This is a genomic window from Methanoculleus formosensis (genome assembly GCF_025384765.1).
In the GTDB taxonomy this organism is placed as follows: domain Archaea; phylum Halobacteriota; class Methanomicrobia; order Methanomicrobiales; family Methanoculleaceae; genus Methanoculleus; species Methanoculleus formosensis.
On record NZ_VHLL01000002.1, the window covers coordinates 469,622 to 485,345 of the forward strand.

The 15,724-nt window shown below is 65.3% G+C and carries 14 protein-coding genes; 5 read left to right on the plus strand and 9 right to left on the minus strand.

All coding sequences use genetic code 11. The annotated features are described in order from the left end of the window. Positions 1 to 57: 57 nt before the first annotated feature. The gene (locus FKB36_RS05820; RefSeq protein ID WP_261597093.1) at positions 58 to 612 is read right to left on the minus strand and encodes a type 1 glutamine amidotransferase domain-containing protein; all 555 of its coding nucleotides are present in this window, start codon (positions 610 to 612) and stop codon (positions 58 to 60) included. A gap of 179 nt (positions 613 to 791) precedes the next feature. Between FKB36_RS05820 and FKB36_RS05825 the strand changes: the two genes are divergently transcribed. Next, a complete protein-coding gene (locus FKB36_RS05825) occupies positions 792 to 3,512 on the plus strand; it encodes a cation-translocating P-type ATPase (protein ID WP_261597094.1) in 2,721 nt (906 codons plus the stop codon). Positions 3,513 to 3,699: 187 nt separating this feature from the next. Further along, entirely contained in the window at positions 3,700 to 4,983 is a 1,284-nt protein-coding gene (locus FKB36_RS05830; protein ID WP_261597096.1) for an ArsB/NhaD family transporter, read from the plus strand. A 6-nt stretch (positions 4,984 to 4,989) separates the two neighbouring features. On the opposite strand, the gene FKB36_RS05835 is transcribed toward FKB36_RS05830, so the two are convergent. From FKB36_RS05835 to glnA, 3 genes are all read right to left on the minus strand, one after another. After that, positions 4,990 to 5,244, minus strand: a complete 255-nt coding sequence (locus FKB36_RS05835; RefSeq protein WP_261597097.1) for a HEAT repeat domain-containing protein — start codon at positions 5,242 to 5,244, stop codon at positions 4,990 to 4,992. A 61-nt stretch (positions 5,245 to 5,305) separates the two neighbouring features. Then, positions 5,306 to 5,578, minus strand: coding sequence for a HEAT repeat domain-containing protein (locus FKB36_RS05840; protein WP_261597098.1), 273 nt, complete (start codon positions 5,576 to 5,578; stop codon positions 5,306 to 5,308). Between the two features lie 154 nt (positions 5,579 to 5,732). Beyond that, positions 5,733 to 7,061, minus strand: a complete 1,329-nt coding sequence (gene glnA / locus FKB36_RS05845; RefSeq protein WP_261597099.1) for a type I glutamate--ammonia ligase — start codon at positions 7,059 to 7,061, stop codon at positions 5,733 to 5,735. 107 nt (positions 7,062 to 7,168) lie between these two features. Between glnA and FKB36_RS05850 the strand changes: the two genes are divergently transcribed. After that, positions 7,169 to 8,209, plus strand: a complete 1,041-nt coding sequence (locus tag FKB36_RS05850) for a class II glutamine amidotransferase (RefSeq protein WP_261597100.1) — start codon at positions 7,169 to 7,171, stop codon at positions 8,207 to 8,209. Continuing rightward, positions 8,206 to 9,714 carry a glutamate synthase-related protein gene (locus tag FKB36_RS05855; protein WP_261597101.1) on the plus strand — a complete coding sequence of 503 codons (1,509 nt, stop codon included), beginning with the start codon at positions 8,206 to 8,208 and terminating at the stop codon, positions 9,712 to 9,714. Before FKB36_RS05850 ends, FKB36_RS05855 begins: the two co-directional genes overlap by 4 nt. A gap of 269 nt (positions 9,715 to 9,983) precedes the next feature. Here the strand turns inward: FKB36_RS05855 and FKB36_RS05860 are convergent, their stop codons facing one another. The 5 genes from FKB36_RS05860 to FKB36_RS05880 all read right to left on the minus strand — a co-directional run bounded on the left by FKB36_RS05860 (position 9,984) and on the right by FKB36_RS05880 (position 15,233). Then, positions 9,984 to 11,144: an aconitase X catalytic domain-containing protein gene (locus FKB36_RS05860; RefSeq protein WP_261597102.1), complete on the minus strand. Its 1,161-nt coding sequence runs from the start codon at positions 11,142 to 11,144 to the stop codon at positions 9,984 to 9,986. Then, positions 11,144 to 12,385: a UbiD family decarboxylase gene (locus tag FKB36_RS05865; protein ID WP_261597103.1), complete on the minus strand. Its 1,242-nt coding sequence runs from the start codon at positions 12,383 to 12,385 to the stop codon at positions 11,144 to 11,146. Before FKB36_RS05865 ends, FKB36_RS05860 begins: the two co-directional genes overlap by 1 nt. Continuing rightward, on the minus strand, positions 12,378 to 12,932 hold the full coding sequence (locus FKB36_RS05870; RefSeq protein ID WP_261597104.1) for a UbiX family flavin prenyltransferase: 555 nt from the start codon (positions 12,930 to 12,932) through the stop codon (positions 12,378 to 12,380). The genes FKB36_RS05865 and FKB36_RS05870 overlap by 8 nt, the downstream gene beginning before the upstream one ends. A gap of 14 nt (positions 12,933 to 12,946) precedes the next feature. After that, a complete protein-coding gene (locus tag FKB36_RS05875) occupies positions 12,947 to 14,155 on the minus strand; it encodes an HD domain-containing protein (protein WP_261597105.1) in 1,209 nt (402 codons plus the stop codon). A 133-nt stretch (positions 14,156 to 14,288) separates the two neighbouring features. Further along, positions 14,289 to 15,233: a TolB family protein gene (locus FKB36_RS05880; RefSeq protein ID WP_261597107.1), complete on the minus strand. Its 945-nt coding sequence runs from the start codon at positions 15,231 to 15,233 to the stop codon at positions 14,289 to 14,291. On the opposite strand from FKB36_RS05880, the gene FKB36_RS05885 reads away from it, so the two are divergent. Then, positions 15,223 to 15,633: a hypothetical protein gene (locus FKB36_RS05885; protein ID WP_261597108.1), complete on the plus strand. Its 411-nt coding sequence runs from the start codon at positions 15,223 to 15,225 to the stop codon at positions 15,631 to 15,633. The genes FKB36_RS05880 and FKB36_RS05885 overlap by 11 nt on opposite strands. Positions 15,634 to 15,724: the final 91 nt, after the last annotated feature.

Below are 15,724 nucleotides of genomic sequence, written 5' to 3' on the forward strand. Positions count from 1 at the left end.
CCTGAAGAGGGGGTGCGGGCCGCACCCATAAAGAGTTTGTGCGGGGCGGCTCCGCCCTCACCGCTGCCCTGCGGCCGCCGCCCGGGTCTCCCGGCCCGAAGCCTCCTCAAGTTTTGCGAGCGACGCCTCGATGAACGCGGGGATGTCACCCGGCTGCCGGCTCGAGACGATATTGCCGTCGACGACCACCTCCCGGTCGACGTACTCCGCGCCGGCGTTCCTGATATCCTGTGCGACGGACTTCCAGCCGGTGATCTTGCGGCCCGTGAGCACCTGCGCGTTGATCAAGAGTTGGGGCGCGTGGCATATCGAGAGAACCGGTTTGCCGCTCTCGACGAAGCGGCGCACGAACTCGACGGGCGCATCGTGGGCCCGGAGTTTGTCGGGTGAGTAGCCACCCGGGATGAAGAGCGCGTCAAAGTCGTCCACCGAGACGTCCGATGCGGCCCGGTCGATGGTGACCGGTGTTCGGTCCGCCTTTCCGTGCACGGTCTCTCCCGCAGTGAGGCCGACGTGGACGAGATCGTGGCCGGCGCCCCGGAAGGACTCCGCGGGCTTTGTGTACTCGACATCCTCAAACATATCCGTGATCAGTACTGCTATTCTGCTCATCGTCATTCCTCCCCGGGCCCGGAGGCCCGTCCCCGGTCAGGGGGTTTGAACGATATAATATTACCGGAAGAGACGGCAGGTCGGGCCCCATCCGCCCGTCCCGCCCCGGGCGGCGGCCTTCGCCCTTTCGATGGAGCGTTCGCGATAATTTTTATAGCCCCGCGCTGAACTGAATTTATATGGCCGTGCCGACCCGGAACCAGGAAAAGGCTCCGCTCACCGAAAGGACCTCTCCTCCCGACTGGTACACCCTCTCCACGGAGGATATCCGGCAGAAACTCGGCACCGGCCCGTCCGGGCTCTCCACAGAAGAAGTCAAGGAGCGGCTGCAGCGCTACGGGGAGAACGTCCTCCGTGAAGAGGCCCGGGAGACCCGCCTTCAGGTCTTTCTACGGCAGTTCAAGAGCGTTCTCATCATCATCCTGATCATCGCGGCGACGGTCTCGTTCCTTGTCGGCGCACGCCTCGACGCCGCCGCCATCCTGATCATCGTCTTTTTGAACGCGCTCCTCGGGTTCTCGCAGGAGTGGCAGGCCGGCGAGGCGATCGAGGCGCTCAAGAAGATGCTCGTACAGCACGCCGTGGTCGTCCGCGACGGGAGGCAGGAGAAGATCGACGCGTCGGGGATCGTGCCGGGGGATATCGTCCTCCTCGATATGGGGGAGCGGGTGCCCGCCGACCTCGTCATCCTCGATGCGACCTCGCTCGAGGTGGACGAGGCGCCGCTGACGGGCGAGTCGTCGCCCGTGGAGAAGGATCCGGGGGTGCTCCCCCCCGAGACCGACCTTGCCGAACGGACCAACATGGCGTTCTCGGGCACGACGGTCGTCAACGGACACGGACGGGGTGTGGTCGTCGCCACCGGGATGGAGACCGAGTTCGGCAGGATAGCCGGCCTCTCCCAGCGGGTCAAGGACGAACAGACGCCCCTTGCCCGGCAGATGGACCGCCTCGGCCGCGACCTCGGGGTGATCGCGATCGCCATCGCGGTGATTGCGGTCGCCGTCGGCCTCCTGCAGCAGCGGGAGTTCCTGGAGATGTTCCTCATCGGCGTCTCGCTCGCGGTGGCGGTGATCCCCGAGGGGCTCCCGGCGGTCGTGACGCTCACGCTCGCCCTCGGCATCAAGACCATGATGCGGAAGAACTGCCTGATCCGCAACCTTCCGGCATCGGAGACCCTCGGTGCGGTCTCGGTGGTCTGCACCGACAAGACCGGGACCCTCACCCGGAACGAGATGGCAGTCGTCCGGGTCAGGACGCCTGATGCCGAGGTCGCGGTGACCGGGACCGGGTATGCCCCGGAAGGGGAGTTCCTCGCAGGGGAGAAACCGATCGACCCGCTCGGGAACCCGGGGCTCCGGCAGTTCCTCCGCACCGTCCTCCTCTGCAACCACGCGACCCTCGCCCTCGAGGAGGGGGGGTGGCGGGTCTTCGGCACCCCGACCGAGGGGGCGCTCGTGGTCGCGGCGGAGAAGGCCGGCCTCTCTCGCGACGACGCCCCGGAGGCGGCAGAGGAGTTCTCGTTCAACTCCACCCGGAAACGGATGACGATCATCTACCCCGAAGAAGGAGGGTACGTCGCCCATGTAAAGGGGGCGCCGGAGGTTCTCCTCTCCCGTTCGTCCCGGGTGCTTCTTGAGGGAACGGAGGTGGCGCTCACGGAGGACCTTCGCGCTGCCCTCCTCGCGGAGATCGACGGGTATGCCTCCAGCGGGCTCCGGGTGCTCGGGGCGGCATGCCGCCCGCTCCCGGACGGTATCGAGTGGACCGAAGATGCGGTTGAGGAGGACCTTGTCTTCCTCGGGTTTGCCGGGATCGTCGATCCGCCGCGCCCCGAGGCAGCGGAGGCGATACGGCTCTGTAAGAGCGCCGGGATCGACGTCATCATGATCACGGGCGACAACCCGTTGACCGCCTACGCCATCGCTCAAAACCTCGGCCTGTCGAGCGAGGGGGCAATTACCGGGGCGGATCTCGAAGCGATGAGCGACGATGAACTCGAAGTCCGTCTAAAGAAGACAAAAGTCCTCTCCCGGGTCACGGCGGAGCACAAACTCCGTGTGATCGATGTACTCTCGCGGGAGAGAGCGATCATTGCGATGACCGGCGACGGCGTCAACGATGCTCCGGCGTTGAAGAAGGCGAGCATCGGGATCGCCATGGGGATCAAGGGGACGGATGTCGCAAAGGAGTCAAGCGACATGGTGCTCGTGGACGACAACTTCGCAAGCATCGTCGCCGGCGTCGCGGAGGGGAGGCGGGAGTACGACAACATCGCCCGGTTCACCCGCTACCTCCTCTCCTCGAACGCCGGGGAACTCGTCGCGATCGTCGGCGCGCTCCTCCTCGGTCTGCCGCTGATCCTCATCCCCATCCAGATCCTCTGGATCAACCTGGTCACCGACGGCCTCACCGCCATTGCGCTCGGCCTCGAACCCGCCGAGCGGGACGTCATGCAGAAGCGGCCGCGGGACCCGGACGAGTCCATCCTTACGCGGAACGCCTACGCCGTCGTCCTCATCCTCGGGGTCTGGCTCGGTCTCCTGACCATCTATGTCTTCTCCGGCCTCTATGAGGTCGATCTCGACCGGGCGCGGACGATGGTGTTCACCGGCCTCGTCATCTTCGAACTCTACAACGTGCTGAACTTCCGGTCGTTCCGGTTCCCCCTCCACCAGATCGGGTTCTTCACGAATCCCGCTCTGATCCTCGCGATCCTCGGGACCCTCGCCCTCCAGGTGCTGGTGGTCTACGTCCCCATCCTGCAGATCTTCCTCGGGACGGCACCACTGGCCCTCGCTGACTGGGGGCTGCTCGTCCTGCTCGGCCTGCCGATACTGATTGCAGGGGAGGCATACAAGATCATCCGGTTGAGGCTGGAGAAGACCGCGGCGGATTGAACCGCCGGTACACGGTTCTTCACCCCGGCTCCGTCTTTTCGGCGCCATGAATCGGCATGATTATAGGAAGTGCATGCGCACCTGAGTTCTACAATTCATCCTCTTCAGGGAGTTCTATGTTCGTCATTCTGTCTCCTGGGGCATATCCCGTTATCCGCACCCCCCTCTGCCGCCGGGGTGACGGTGCATGATCGTCGGTCCGGAACTGATCGCCGTCCTGGTCTTCATCATCACCTACGCGCTCATCATCGACGAGCGGATTCACCGCGCGGTGGTCGCGATGGTCGGCGCATCGGTCGTCGTTCTCCTCCACATCGTCCCCTGGGAGATGATCCCGGAGTACATCGACCTCGGCACCATCTTCCTCCTGATCGGGATGATGATCATCGTCAACACCGCCCGGGGCAGCGGTCTTTTCGAGTATATCGCCATCAAGACGGCGAAACTTGCAAGAGGGAGCCCGATGCGGGTATTGTTGCTCTTCTCGCTCGTGACCGGCCTCACGAGCGCCTTCCTCGACAACGTCACGACGGTTCTCCTGATCACCCCGATGCTCCTCTACGTCGCGAGCGTCATGAAGGTCAACCCTATTCCCTTCCTCATCGCCGAGATCTTCGCCTCCAACATCGGCGGGGCGGCGACGCTCATCGGCGACCCCCCGAACATCATGATCGGTTCGGCCGCCGGCCTGACGTTCAACGAGTTCATCGTCAACATGGCGCCGATGATGACCGTCAACCTCGTCGTCGTCCTGGGGATGCTCGCCCTGATCTACAGAAAGGAACTCCACGTCTCGCCCGACGAGCGGGAGGGGATCGAGAGGACGTTTGCAGACCTGAAGGAGCGGGAGGCGATCCGCGACTGGCCGCTCTTCAAGAAGTCGGTCATCGTCATCGCCCTCGTCATCGGGATGTTCTTCACCCACGACCTGCTCGGTCTCGAACCCGCCCTCGTCGCCCTGATCGGCGCGTCCATCCTCCTCTTCTGGAGCAGGCAGGCGCCCGAGGAGATCTTTGAGAAGATCGAGTGGCCGGCCCTCTTCTTCTTCGGCGGGCTCTTCGTCGTCGTCGGCGCTCTCGTCGAGACCGGGGTCATCGCGAGCGTCGCGGAGTTCGTGGTCGCGAACGTCCATTCAGAAGGCGAAGCCATCCTGATCATCGCCTGGTTCGCGGCGTTTGCTTCAGCCATCGTGGACAATATCCCCCTCACCGCCACCCTGATCCCCCTCATCCAGGGTATGAGCGGGTCGATGGATGTCTACCCGCTCTGGTGGGCGCTCTCGCTCGGTGCCTGTCTCGGCGGGAACGGCACGGTCATCGGGGCGTCGGCGAACGTCGTCGTCCTCGGGATAGCCGCACGGAACGGTTTCACCATCTCGTTCGTGGAGTTCTTAAAGATAGGAATGCTCGTGCTCCTCGTCACGGTCGCGATCGGAACGGGGTTCCTCTGGATGATGTACGTCGTCCTGTGAGGATCATCAACGGGCCGGCCCGGCCTCCCGGATCCGGCCCACCACCCATTTATACGCGGTCGCGGCCGCCTCCCGGGCCGAGGCGCTCGGGTCCTCCTTCTGCATCCGCATAAGCGGTTCGCTCGCCTTCGGGTCGGCGAGCGTCCCGAGGGAGAGGGCCGCCTGCGACCGGACGAACTCGTCCTCATCAGCGAGCGCCCGGATCAGCCCGTCGATATCGCGGGAGTCCCGCATGGTATCGACCTCATCGATTGTCGCCATGGCAGTCTACCTGGTCGTCTTCCGCGTAGACGTCCCGGGGATATATGTCTTGGGTGCGGGCTTATGGTCCGCGGGAGATCCCCTCCGCCGCCTTCCTGTCCGCGAGCCTCCCGGCCACCCGGGCGTGGGCGACCGATGCGGCCCGCCGGACGCCGGCATCCGGGTCCGAGAATTTCAGCCGTTCCAGCGGTCCGAGCGCCCGTTCATCCCCAACGGTGCCGAGGGCTTCTGCCGCGGCCAGTCGCACGCTCTCGGCCTGCTCCGAGAGCGCCCCGACCAGACCGTCGATCTCGCGCTTGCGCCGCATGGCGTCGATGTCTTTTCTCTGCGTCATATCTCTTCCCTGTTCGGCCGATACGCGCATCTATGCGCCTTAGGGGATATGAACGTTCCTGCGGCGCTCCGGTCGGCCGCAGGATGGGGTTACGGCTTCACGCGGGCCGGTTACGGACGAAGGTGGTGGGCGCTCCCCCCGCAAAAAAAAGAGGTCAGTAGGTCGCCAGGTACCGGTCGAGTTCCCAGGGGTGGACCGCCGTCCGGTAGGCGTCCCACTCGGCGTTCGCAACATTCGTGAGCGCCTCGACGACGTGAGGGCCGAGCGCGTTGCAGATGAGGTCGTCGGCGAGCAGCGCCCGGTGGGCCTCGGCGAGATCCCCGGGCAGGGTCGCGATCCCGGTGTGGCCCCGCTCTGCGGCCGTCATGTGGTAGATGTTCTTCTGGGCATCGTTCGGCGGCTCGATCTCCTGCCGGACGCCCTCCATCCCGGCGGCGAGCATCGCCGTGAAGGCGAGGTAGGGGTTGCAGGTGGGATCAGGGCTGCGGAACTCGACCCGGGTGCTGTTGCCGCGGGGCGCCGGAACCCGGACGAGGGCCGAGCGGTTGCTCGCGCTCCAGCTGATGTAGCAGGGCGCCTCGTAGCCGGGGACGAGCCGCTTGTAGGAGTTGACCGTCGGGTTCGCGACCCGGGTGACGGCTTCTGCGTGGGAAAGCAGCCCGCCGATGAAGTGCATGCAGGTCTCCGAGAGCTGCCGCGGGGCATCCGGGTCGAAGAAGGCGTTCTTGCCGTCCTTTGCAAGGGAGCAGTTGACGTGCATCCCGCTCCCGCAGATGCCGTAGATCGGTTTCGCCATGAACGATGCGTGCAGGCCGCGCATCAGCGCCATCGTCTTGACTGCGAACTTGAACGTGATGACGTTGTCGGAGGTGTGGAGCGCGTCGCTGTACTTGAAGTCGATCTCGTGCTGACTCTCGGCGACCTCGTGGTGGGACGCCTCGATCTCGAACCCCATCTCGGTGAGCGCGAGGATGATCTCGCGCCGGAGATCCTCCGCGAGATCGGTCGGCGCCAGGTCGAAGTAGCCGCCGGCGTCCTGAAACTGCGTGGTCGGTCGGCCGTCGAGCATCTTGAAGAGGAAGAACTCCAGTTCCGGCCCGGTGTTGAAGACATAGCCGTCTTTTGCCGCGTCCTCCATCGCCCGCCGGAGGACGTAGCGCGGGTCGCCCTCGAACGGCGTGCCGTCCGGCTTGCAGACGTCGCAGATGAACCGGGCGACGCTCTTCTCCCGCGGCCGCCAGGGCAGGAGGCTGTAGGTCGAGATATCGGGCTTGAGCACCATATCCGACTCCTCGATCCGGACGAACCCCTCGATCGACGACCCGTCAAACCCGATACCGTCGGTCAGCGCCTTCCCGACCTGCTTCGCCGGGATGGAGACGTTCTTGGGCATACCCAGAAGATCGGTGAACTGCAGTCGGAGGAACCGGACGTTGTCCTGCTCGATGCGCTCGAGCATTGCCGAGATGTTGTCGCCAGACATGTAGAAGGAAACTTCCTTCCAATATTATTTATACATTGTCCATATAGATCTACCAGAGCGTTCCCCGACCACCCGCGGTGGAGGGGGACGGGTCGACCGTGATGGTTATGTGCGGCATAATAGGCGTAATGGACAGATCTCGCCGGACGATGGACGGTTCCGGCATCCGGGAGGCCCTCTCCATGATGAACGAGCGCGGCAGCGGCGAAGGGGCGGGGTACGCAGCCTACGGCATCTACCCTGACTACCGGGACTGCTACGCCCTCCACGTCTTCTTCGACGGCATCCGCGAGAGCAAGCCGCTCCTCGATTCGACGCTCGCGCAGTGGGGAACGATCGAGCACGACGAGGCGATTCCGACACGCGATCGGCCAGGTCTCCGGGCGGCTCACACCCCCTGGCGCTACTTCTTCAAGCCCGATCCGTCCCTCGGAACACCGGAGGATGAGATCGTCAGCGCCCTCGTGATGCAGGTCAACGCCGCCCGCCGCGGCGCGCTCATCTTCTCCTCCGGCAAAGACCTCGGAGTCTTCAAGGCCGGCGGGTGGCCCGAGGACGTTGCGGACTTCTACCGGATCGAGGACTACGAGGGCTACATCTGGCTCGCGCACAACCGTTACCCGACGAACACCCCCGGGTGGTGGGGCGGTGCGCACCCGTTCAACCTCCTCGACTGGAGCGTCGTGCACAACGGCGAGATCACCTCCTACGGGACGAACCGGCGCTACATCGAGAGTTTCGGCTACACCTGCACGATGCACACCGACACCGAGGTCGTCGCCTACCTGATCGACCTTCTGGTGCGGCGGCACGGCCTTGACGTCGATATCGCGATCCGGGCGCTCGCTCCGCCCTTCTGGGAGGAGATCGACCGGATGCCCGAGGCCGAGCGGGAGTGGAACGGAGCCCTCCGGCTTGTCTACGCTTCCGCGATGATGAACGGGCCGTTCGCCATCGTGGCCGCAAACCGCGATATGATGGTCGGATTCACCGACCGGGGCAAGCTCCGCCCGATGGTCGTCGGCGAGTGCGGCGACCGGCTCTACATCTCGAGCGAAGAGGCCGCAATCCGGGCGATGGAACCACGGGTCGAGTCGATTCGGATGCCCGGCGCGGGCGAGCCGGTGATCGGGAGGATTGTCGCATGATCGGGAGCCTCCCTTCCCGCTACCGGATCGGTATCGACCCCGTCCGGTGCATGGAGTGCGGGCGGTGCATCGAGAACTGCTCCTACGGTGTCTTCCGGTGGGATTACGACCGGATACAGGTCAACTCCCGGAACTGCACCGCATGCCACCGCTGCATCGCCTGCTGCCCCCGGGACGCCATAAGCCTCGAGGAGCACCCCTGCGACTACCGGAGCCACCCCCTCTGGACGCGGGAGGCCCGGGAGGCGATCTACAACCAGGCCCGGACGGGGAAGATCATCCTCGCGGGGATGGGCAACGCCCTCGATTACCCGGTCATCTTCGACCGCCTGGTGCTGGACGCCTGCCAGGTCACGAACCCGAGCCTCGACCCGCTCCGCGAGCCGATCGAACTCGTGACCCATCTCGGGAAGAGGCCGGCGCGGCTCGATCTCCGGCGGCGGGAAGGCGGCGACGTTGAACTCAGGACACGCCTCACCCCGAACCTCCGCATCGAAACCCCCGTGATGATAGGGCACATGAGTTACGGGGCGATCAGCCTCAACGCCCAGGTTGCCATGGCCCGGGCGGCAAAGGAGACCGGGACGTTCATGGGCACCGGGGAAGGCGGGCTGCACGCCGCACTCCACCCCTACCAGGACCGGATGATTGTCCAGGTCGCGTCCGGGCGGTTCGGCGTGAACATCGATTACCTGGAGCGGGGCGCGGCGATCGAGATCAAGATCGGCCAGGGAGCGAAGCCCGGCATCGGCGGCCACCTCCCGGGGGAGAAGGTCTGCGCCGAGATCTCCCGGACACGGATGATCCCGGAGGGAAGCGACGCGATCAGCCCCGCGCCGCACCACGACATCTACAGCATTGAGGATCTCGCCCAGCTCGTCCGCGGCCTCAAGGAGGCGACGGAGTGGAAGAAGCCGGTCTTCGTGAAGATCGCCGCCGTCCACAACGCCGCCGCCATTGCCGCCGGGATCGCCCGCTCGCCGGCCGATGCGGTCGTCGTCGACGGGTTCCGCGGCGGCACCGGCGCGGCACCCATGGTCCTTCGCGACCACGTCGGCATCCCGATCGAGGCGGCGGTCGCGAGCGTGGACCAGAAACTCCGCGACCAGGGGATCAGAAACGAGATATCCGTCATCGCGAGCGGCGGTATTCGGGGGAGCGCCGACATCGCGAAGGCGATCGCCCTCGGGGCGGACGCGGTCTACATCGGCACCGCCGCGCTCGCCGCGATGGGCTGCCGGGTCTGCGGGAACTGCTACCGCGGCCTCTGCCCCTGGGGGATCGCCACCCAGCGGCCCGACCTCGTGGCGCGCCTGGACCCCGACGAGGCGTCGGGACTGGTGGCGAACCTGATCCGGGCGTGGACGCTCGAACTCGCCGAACTCCTTGGTGCCGCCGGGATCAACAGCATCGAGAGCCTGCGGGGCAACCGCGACCGGCTCCGGGGCTACATGCTCGACGAGGGCCTGATGCAGGTGCTCGACGTGAAGCCGGTGGGGGCGTGAGTTGGCCCGTCCGGACAACGGTAGGTTCGGGTGGAGGCGCGAAGGAAGTCGCCGGCACACGTATGCCGAACTTCGCGTCCTTCGCGACTTCGCGCGAGCTAACAGGTTATAAGCGATGATATGGCCTCACGCGAAGAGCGCGAAGCCGCGAAAGGGAGTTACAAGTAACTATACCGAACTTCGCGCCTTCGCGCCTTCGCTTGCGATATCGGTCGCTGATAGTGATTCGCGGCTTCGGGTGAGGGAATAAGTGAGGATAACTGATGCCCTCACGACGTCGCGACCTCGACGCACTCCCTCCGCGTCCCGATCCGGGCGAGCGCACCGCACATTCCGGGGACATAGGCGAGGGCTTTCCCCGAGTCGACCATGATTGAGCCGAACTCGTCCATCCGGGGCGAGACGACCATGCAGGTATCCGGGATCACCCGGGCGCCGCTCCGCTCGATGACGCCTACGAGGTCAGGGTTCGCCGCTGCTACCCCCTTTGCAGCAAAGACGTAGAAGGGCTTCGTCGTCTTCTTCCCCCGGAGGAGTTCCGCGAGTTCCCGGAGCTCGTCGGCGGAGCAGTGGGGGCACCCGACCGCGACCGCCTCGACCTCGGTCTCTGCAAAGAGGGCCTCGACCTCGTCTTCCGTCACCGTTATGCGGTCGAGGTCGCCGGTGTCGAACGAGAAGACCCGGGTCTCCGGGGTGATCTTATCGACGTGGAAGAGGGCGACCGCCCCGGTCGCCGCCATCGCAGCGCCGAGCGCCTTCAACTGGTCGCGGTTCGGCCGGATGCCTGTGATCAGCGGGATCCGGTTCCCGACCTTCTTCCCCGCCACGTGGCCGATGCCGCCCCAGTGGTTCGCGTGCGGGCCGGTGCCGCTCTCGACCTCGACGACGACCTGCGGCCGCCGGTTCTCGACAAGATGGAGGCCATAGTAGGGGGTCTTTCCGATGATTGCCGCCGCAAGAGCGCTCGGCCCGCCCTCACGGTTCGTCCGGGCGCCGAGGACCGAGTTCGCGTAGGCGACCGCCGACGACTCCGACCAGGCCAGGTGCTCCCCGTACTCCGTGATCCGGAGGTAGTAGGGCGTGCAGGTGCACTCGACCCGGATCCCGAGTCTCCGGTAAGCCTCGACGACCTCTGCCTGGCGGGCCGCAAACTCCTCGCCGATCCCGAACTCCTGCCACCCTTCCCGTGGCATCCCGATGGGGTTCAAGACCGCCGGGACCGCCGCCCGGGCGTTGAGACTCTGGAGCCAGGAGAGTCCCCACTTCCCGATGGTCTTGTAGGACGCACCGCTCACCTGGGCGCTCGTGATCGGGACGAGTTTCTCCGCCCCGTAGACATCCCCGAGCGCGACCAGGATCTCCATCATCTTCTGCCGGGTCTCACCGAACTCACCGGCGAGCACCTTCTCATCGCTTGCATCCAGGTACATTACACCCACTCCGCTCTCCTGAATTCGTCCTCTCTCCCCATAACTATGGTAGCATCGACCCCGACCTTCACGTTCGTCCCGTCACCTAGCCGCGTCGGGTCGAGCGACGAACCCCGGACGCCGGTGACGACCATGATATCGGTGTCGCCCCGCACCCTCGTCGCGATCGCGTACTCGACGTCGTAGGGGTCGTGGATGTCGATATCCTCGTCCACCACCACGACGTGCTTTAGAGAGGTATGGGCCGCAAACGCCGCCATGATGGCGTTCTTCGCGTCGCCTTGCGTATTCTTCCGAATCTGCACCACCCCGTGGAGGTAGCCGGCACCGCCCTTCGTGAGGAGGACGTCACGCACCGTCGTCACCTCGCCCACGGCGCGGTAGATCTTCGGTTCATACGGTGCCCCCATCAGGAGTTTGTGCTCGGCGCCGGCCGGGAGGATGCCGTGGTAGATGGGATCGTCCTTGCAGTACATCCGGGTGAACTCGATCACGTGCTGCTGCCGCACGGGGTCGTAGGTCCCGGTGATATCGACGAACGGCCCTTCCGCAACCTTCTCGGCGGTGATGTAGCCCTCGAGGACGATCTCGGCGTCGGGAACCCGGACACCGTTCTCGCACTCGCGGACCCCGAGTTCGCCGCCCATCAACTCCGCGGCGTAGGCGAGTTCTCTCCCCTCCGGGACGCGGGTGCAGGCAGCAAACGTCACCAACGGATGCGTCCCGACGGTGACCGCGACCGGGAGTTTCTCACCCCGGGCGAGCGCTGCCTTCAGCAGTGTATGGGTATGCCGACCCTCCACCAGGCGGGCGACGACCCTGTGATCGTCGAGGACCATCATCCGGTGGATGGAGGCGTTCTCCACGCCGTCGTAGCGCGAGAAGACGATCCCGGAGGTGAAGTAGCGTCCGGCGTCGCCGGGGAAGTGCTTCATGACCGGGAGCCGGGAGAGATCGGGCTTGACGCCGCCCTCGAGCCGGCCCGCATCCACCACGCGACCGCTGTAGGTCATCGCAGCCAGGTGCCCGACGAGGTTCTTCTCGTCGACACCGAGCGCCGCTGCAAGCGATCGGCGGTCGGAGAGGAGGTTCATCACTCCTCGGTGGCCGTCCAGGTCGTGGAAGAAGAGGATCTTGTTGGTCCGGCTCGCCATACGGGGAGCCTCGTAGACGGTCGAGCAGGGGCTCTCGATCTCCTCGACCCTGCCCTGCTCCCGCATCAGTTCGATAAATTCACGCATCGTATCCGCTCCATCGGGTTCCGAGGTTGTGTTCGACCCCCATGTGGTCAAGCACCCGGGCCACCACCATATCGACGAGGTCGTCGATCGTCTCCGGGCGCTGGTAGAAGGGAGGGCTTGCGACCATCACGGTCGCGCCGGCATCGTCGGCGGCAAGCATATTCTTCAGGTGTATCCGGGAGAGCGGCATCTCCCGCAGCAGGAGGAGGAGGGGGCGCCTTTCCTTGAGGCAAACGTCCGCCGCCCGGCCGATCAGGTTCTCGGCGAGGCCGTTGCTGACGGCGGCAAGCGTCTTCATGCTGCAGGGGACGATCGCCATCCCGTCGTAGCGAAACGATCCGCTCGCGATATCGGCCGCGAGGTTGCTGTTCTCGGCGTATATGGCATCGAACCCCTCAAGGTCCACGCCTTCGATCCCGGCGATCTGCCGGGCGGTGTCGGATATGACGACGTGCACCGTTGCCTGATCACAGAGCACCTCGAGCAGGCGGCGGGCGTAGACGACCCCGCTTGCTCCGGTGACCCCGACGACGAACTCCTTTGTCATGCGCTCTCCATCTATTATGTCACTACGAGTTTATCCTGTTTGGTTGCCCGCTTCACCCGGAGAACCTCCGTCGCCGCCTGTTCCACCGCGCTCCGGTGCTCTTTCGTGGTGTAGACGCCGAGACGCCACTGTTGCCGCCGGGTATCGTTCAAGGTGTTGATGAGGGGGGAGACCTCCTCGATATCGACCATATGGTGGCTGTTCCTGACCCGGACCTCCATCGAGAGAGCCCCGGGGAGCCGGGGGATGTCGACGAGGACTTCATCCGGCGTGATACCGGCGGTCTCGGCGATCTCGCGGGCGATCTCCCGCTCCCGGGCGGGGCCGAGGTTCTGCTGGAGGGGTGCGGCGCTCACCCGGTCTTCGCCGATGTAGAGCGCCCGTTTGTAGAGATCCCGGGCGTAGACGCGACAGGCGAGGTCGCGGACGATCGCGCAGGAAGAGTGTTTCAGCCGCTCCATGCAGGCGGCATCGTCCATCCTGACGAGGTCGCGGGCGTCTGCGTCCGGGACGTTCAGCACCTCCTCGCGGAGGGCGTGGACGAACATGCTCGTCGCGATCCGGCTCACGTGGTGGAAGTAGACCGCCGGGCGCATCAGCGTCCGGGCGATCAGGAGCGACTCGGCGGCGTTGATCCCGCCCTCAGAGAGGGCGACCCCGGACCGGGTGAGGATCGTCGACCGGATCAGCCGGTGGGCGTCGACCGTCCCATAGGGCACCCCGGTGTAGTGGGCGTCCCGCATCAGGTAGTCCATCCGGTCGACGTCCAGGCTCCCGTGGATGATGCTCGCGAGGGGGTGCTCGCCCGCGACGACGGCGCAGACCTCGACAGGGTCGATCCCCTCCGCCTCGAGGATGGTGGCGACCGTCCCCTCGCCGACCAGATGATCGATCTGGTGGTGGCTCCTCCCCACGAACTCCTCCATCACCGGTTCGGTGACGTGGGAGAAGGGGCCGTGGCCGATGTCGTGGAGGAGGGCAGCCGTCGCAACAAGCCTCGCCTCGCCGTCGTCGAGGTCGAGTATCCTCGCCATCAGGCCCGATAGATGCATCGTCCCGAGCGAGTGCTCGAACCGGGTGTGGTTCGCCCCGGGGTAGACAAGGTTGGCAAACCCAAGCTGGGTGACGTGGCGGAGCCGCTGGACGACCTCGGAGTCGAGCAGCCGGAGCGCGAGCGGTTCCACCTCGACGTAGCCGTGCACCGGATCTTTGATGATCTTCATCGGTTCAGTTAAGAGTCTCTGGAGAAGGGTGATAAAGGTATTCAAGAACGCGCGGATTGTGAGATTGCTCTCCTCGCACGGATCTCCGGCCCGGCCGGAGTCCAAAAAGGGAGTTGGGCCGGCCCGATCATGCCTACAGCCCTCCCGGCACCTCCCACATATAGATCTCCCACTGCCCGGTGTTGTTGCCCATCCAGACGACCACCCCTTCAGAGATGTCCGGGAGGGACTGGGCGTACGGGTCCTCGGTGATCGGCGTCTCCACCCCCGTGCTGATATTGTAGAGGTAGATGTCGAGGTTTCCGTTCCGCCAGTCCGAGTAGACCACGTGATCCCCGTCGACCGCGACCGCATCGGGTTGTGCGGACTCACCGGTCACCTGCGTGATGTTCTCGGTCGAGAGGTCGTAGAGGTAGACGGCGGTCCGGTTCTCGTTGGCGTTGATCCAGGCGAGGCGGTTGCCGTCACTCGAGAGATCGGGATAACTGTCGTCGCCTGCATCCCCGAGCAACCGCACCCCCGACTCATTCAGGGAGGCCACCGCGATGTCGAGGTCCCCTCCCTCGGTCTCGTTGTCCGCCCAGACGAATGTGCCTCCACTGACGTCGGCCAGGATCTGCTCGTAGGGATCGTCCGTCACCTGCGTGCTGTTCCCGCTCGCAATCTCGTAGAGATAGAGATCGCCCAGTTCGTCCCCGTCTATCCAGACGACGAACTCCTCCGAGACACCCGGGTATCCGGGGAGCCCCGAGCCGTTCGTCACCGGCTGCAGCCTGCCTGACGCGATGTCATAGAGGTATACGGCAACCCCTCCTGTCCGCGGGTCTCCTCCCGTCCAGACGACGTTCATCCCGTCGATGGCCAGTTCGTGCGGCAGGTCGAGAGGAATCGATGTTGTCGTGGATATGGTCGACAGGTTCCCCGATGGGATCTCGTAGAGCTGGATCGAGGCTGAATCGTTGTCGTACCAGACGATGTTGTCCCCGGATATCGCCGGGAAGAGGTTATCCCCCGGGCTGCTTGAGATCTGCGTCCCGGCGCCAATCAGAGTGCTCTCAGGGGCCCGGGTGGGCTGCACCGCCGGCGGCAGCGTCGACGTGACCGTCGGCACCGGTGTGGGCATCGTGGTCGTCGGGGCGGTCGGCAGTTCCGGTATCGTACCTGTCGGCGCGGCTGTCGGCGTAGCGGTCGGGATCGTCGGCGGTTGCATGGGCGTGGCCGTTGGAACGATCGGCGGCTGGACAACCGGGTCCAGGGGTCCGACTACCGGCGGTCGGATGGGCGTCGGCGTCGGGGTTGGCGGTTCCGGGGGTGCGATCACCAGCGTTCGATCCGGCTGCACGGGACTGATGATCTGTGCAGAAACGAGCCCTGTGGCACAAATTACGGCGATGACGACGATAGCGGCGGTCATCACCCGGAGAAATGCATCTCTCATCGGTCTCACCTTCTTCCTTGCAGGCTCCCGTCTTGAGTGAGGGGAGAGCCCGTTGCATGCGATCACGATCCCGCGGGCGGTCTCTGGTGAAGCGCCGCTGGATCGATGATCGCACGTCGCGGCGTGATGGG

Coding starts and splice junctions, on each gene's coding strand:
- FKB36_RS05820 (WP_261597093.1), bottom strand. CDS start 612: ATGAGCAGAATAGCAGTACTGATCACGGATATGTTTGAGGATGTCGAG.
- FKB36_RS05840 (WP_261597098.1), bottom strand. CDS start 5,578: ATGACGCAGAGAAAAGACATCGACGCCATGCGGCGCAAGCGCGAGATC.
- FKB36_RS05825 (WP_261597094.1), top strand. CDS start 792: ATGGCCGTGCCGACCCGGAACCAGGAAAAGGCTCCGCTCACCGAAAGG.
- glnA (WP_261597099.1), bottom strand. CDS start 7,061: ATGTCTGGCGACAACATCTCGGCAATGCTCGAGCGCATCGAGCAGGAC.
- FKB36_RS05865 (WP_261597103.1), bottom strand. CDS start 12,385: ATGCGTGAATTTATCGAACTGATGCGGGAGCAGGGCAGGGTCGAGGAG.
- FKB36_RS05850 (WP_261597100.1), top strand. CDS start 7,169: ATGTGCGGCATAATAGGCGTAATGGACAGATCTCGCCGGACGATGGAC.
- FKB36_RS05875 (WP_261597105.1), bottom strand. CDS start 14,155: ATGAAGATCATCAAAGATCCGGTGCACGGCTACGTCGAGGTGGAACCG.
- FKB36_RS05835 (WP_261597097.1), bottom strand. CDS start 5,244: ATGGCGACAATCGATGAGGTCGATACCATGCGGGACTCCCGCGATATC.
- FKB36_RS05870 (WP_261597104.1), bottom strand. CDS start 12,932: ATGACAAAGGAGTTCGTCGTCGGGGTCACCGGAGCAAGCGGGGTCGTC.
- FKB36_RS05830 (WP_261597096.1), top strand. CDS start 3,700: ATGATCGTCGGTCCGGAACTGATCGCCGTCCTGGTCTTCATCATCACC.
- FKB36_RS05860 (WP_261597102.1), bottom strand. CDS start 11,144: ATGTACCTGGATGCAAGCGATGAGAAGGTGCTCGCCGGTGAGTTCGGT.
- FKB36_RS05855 (WP_261597101.1), top strand. CDS start 8,206: ATGATCGGGAGCCTCCCTTCCCGCTACCGGATCGGTATCGACCCCGTC.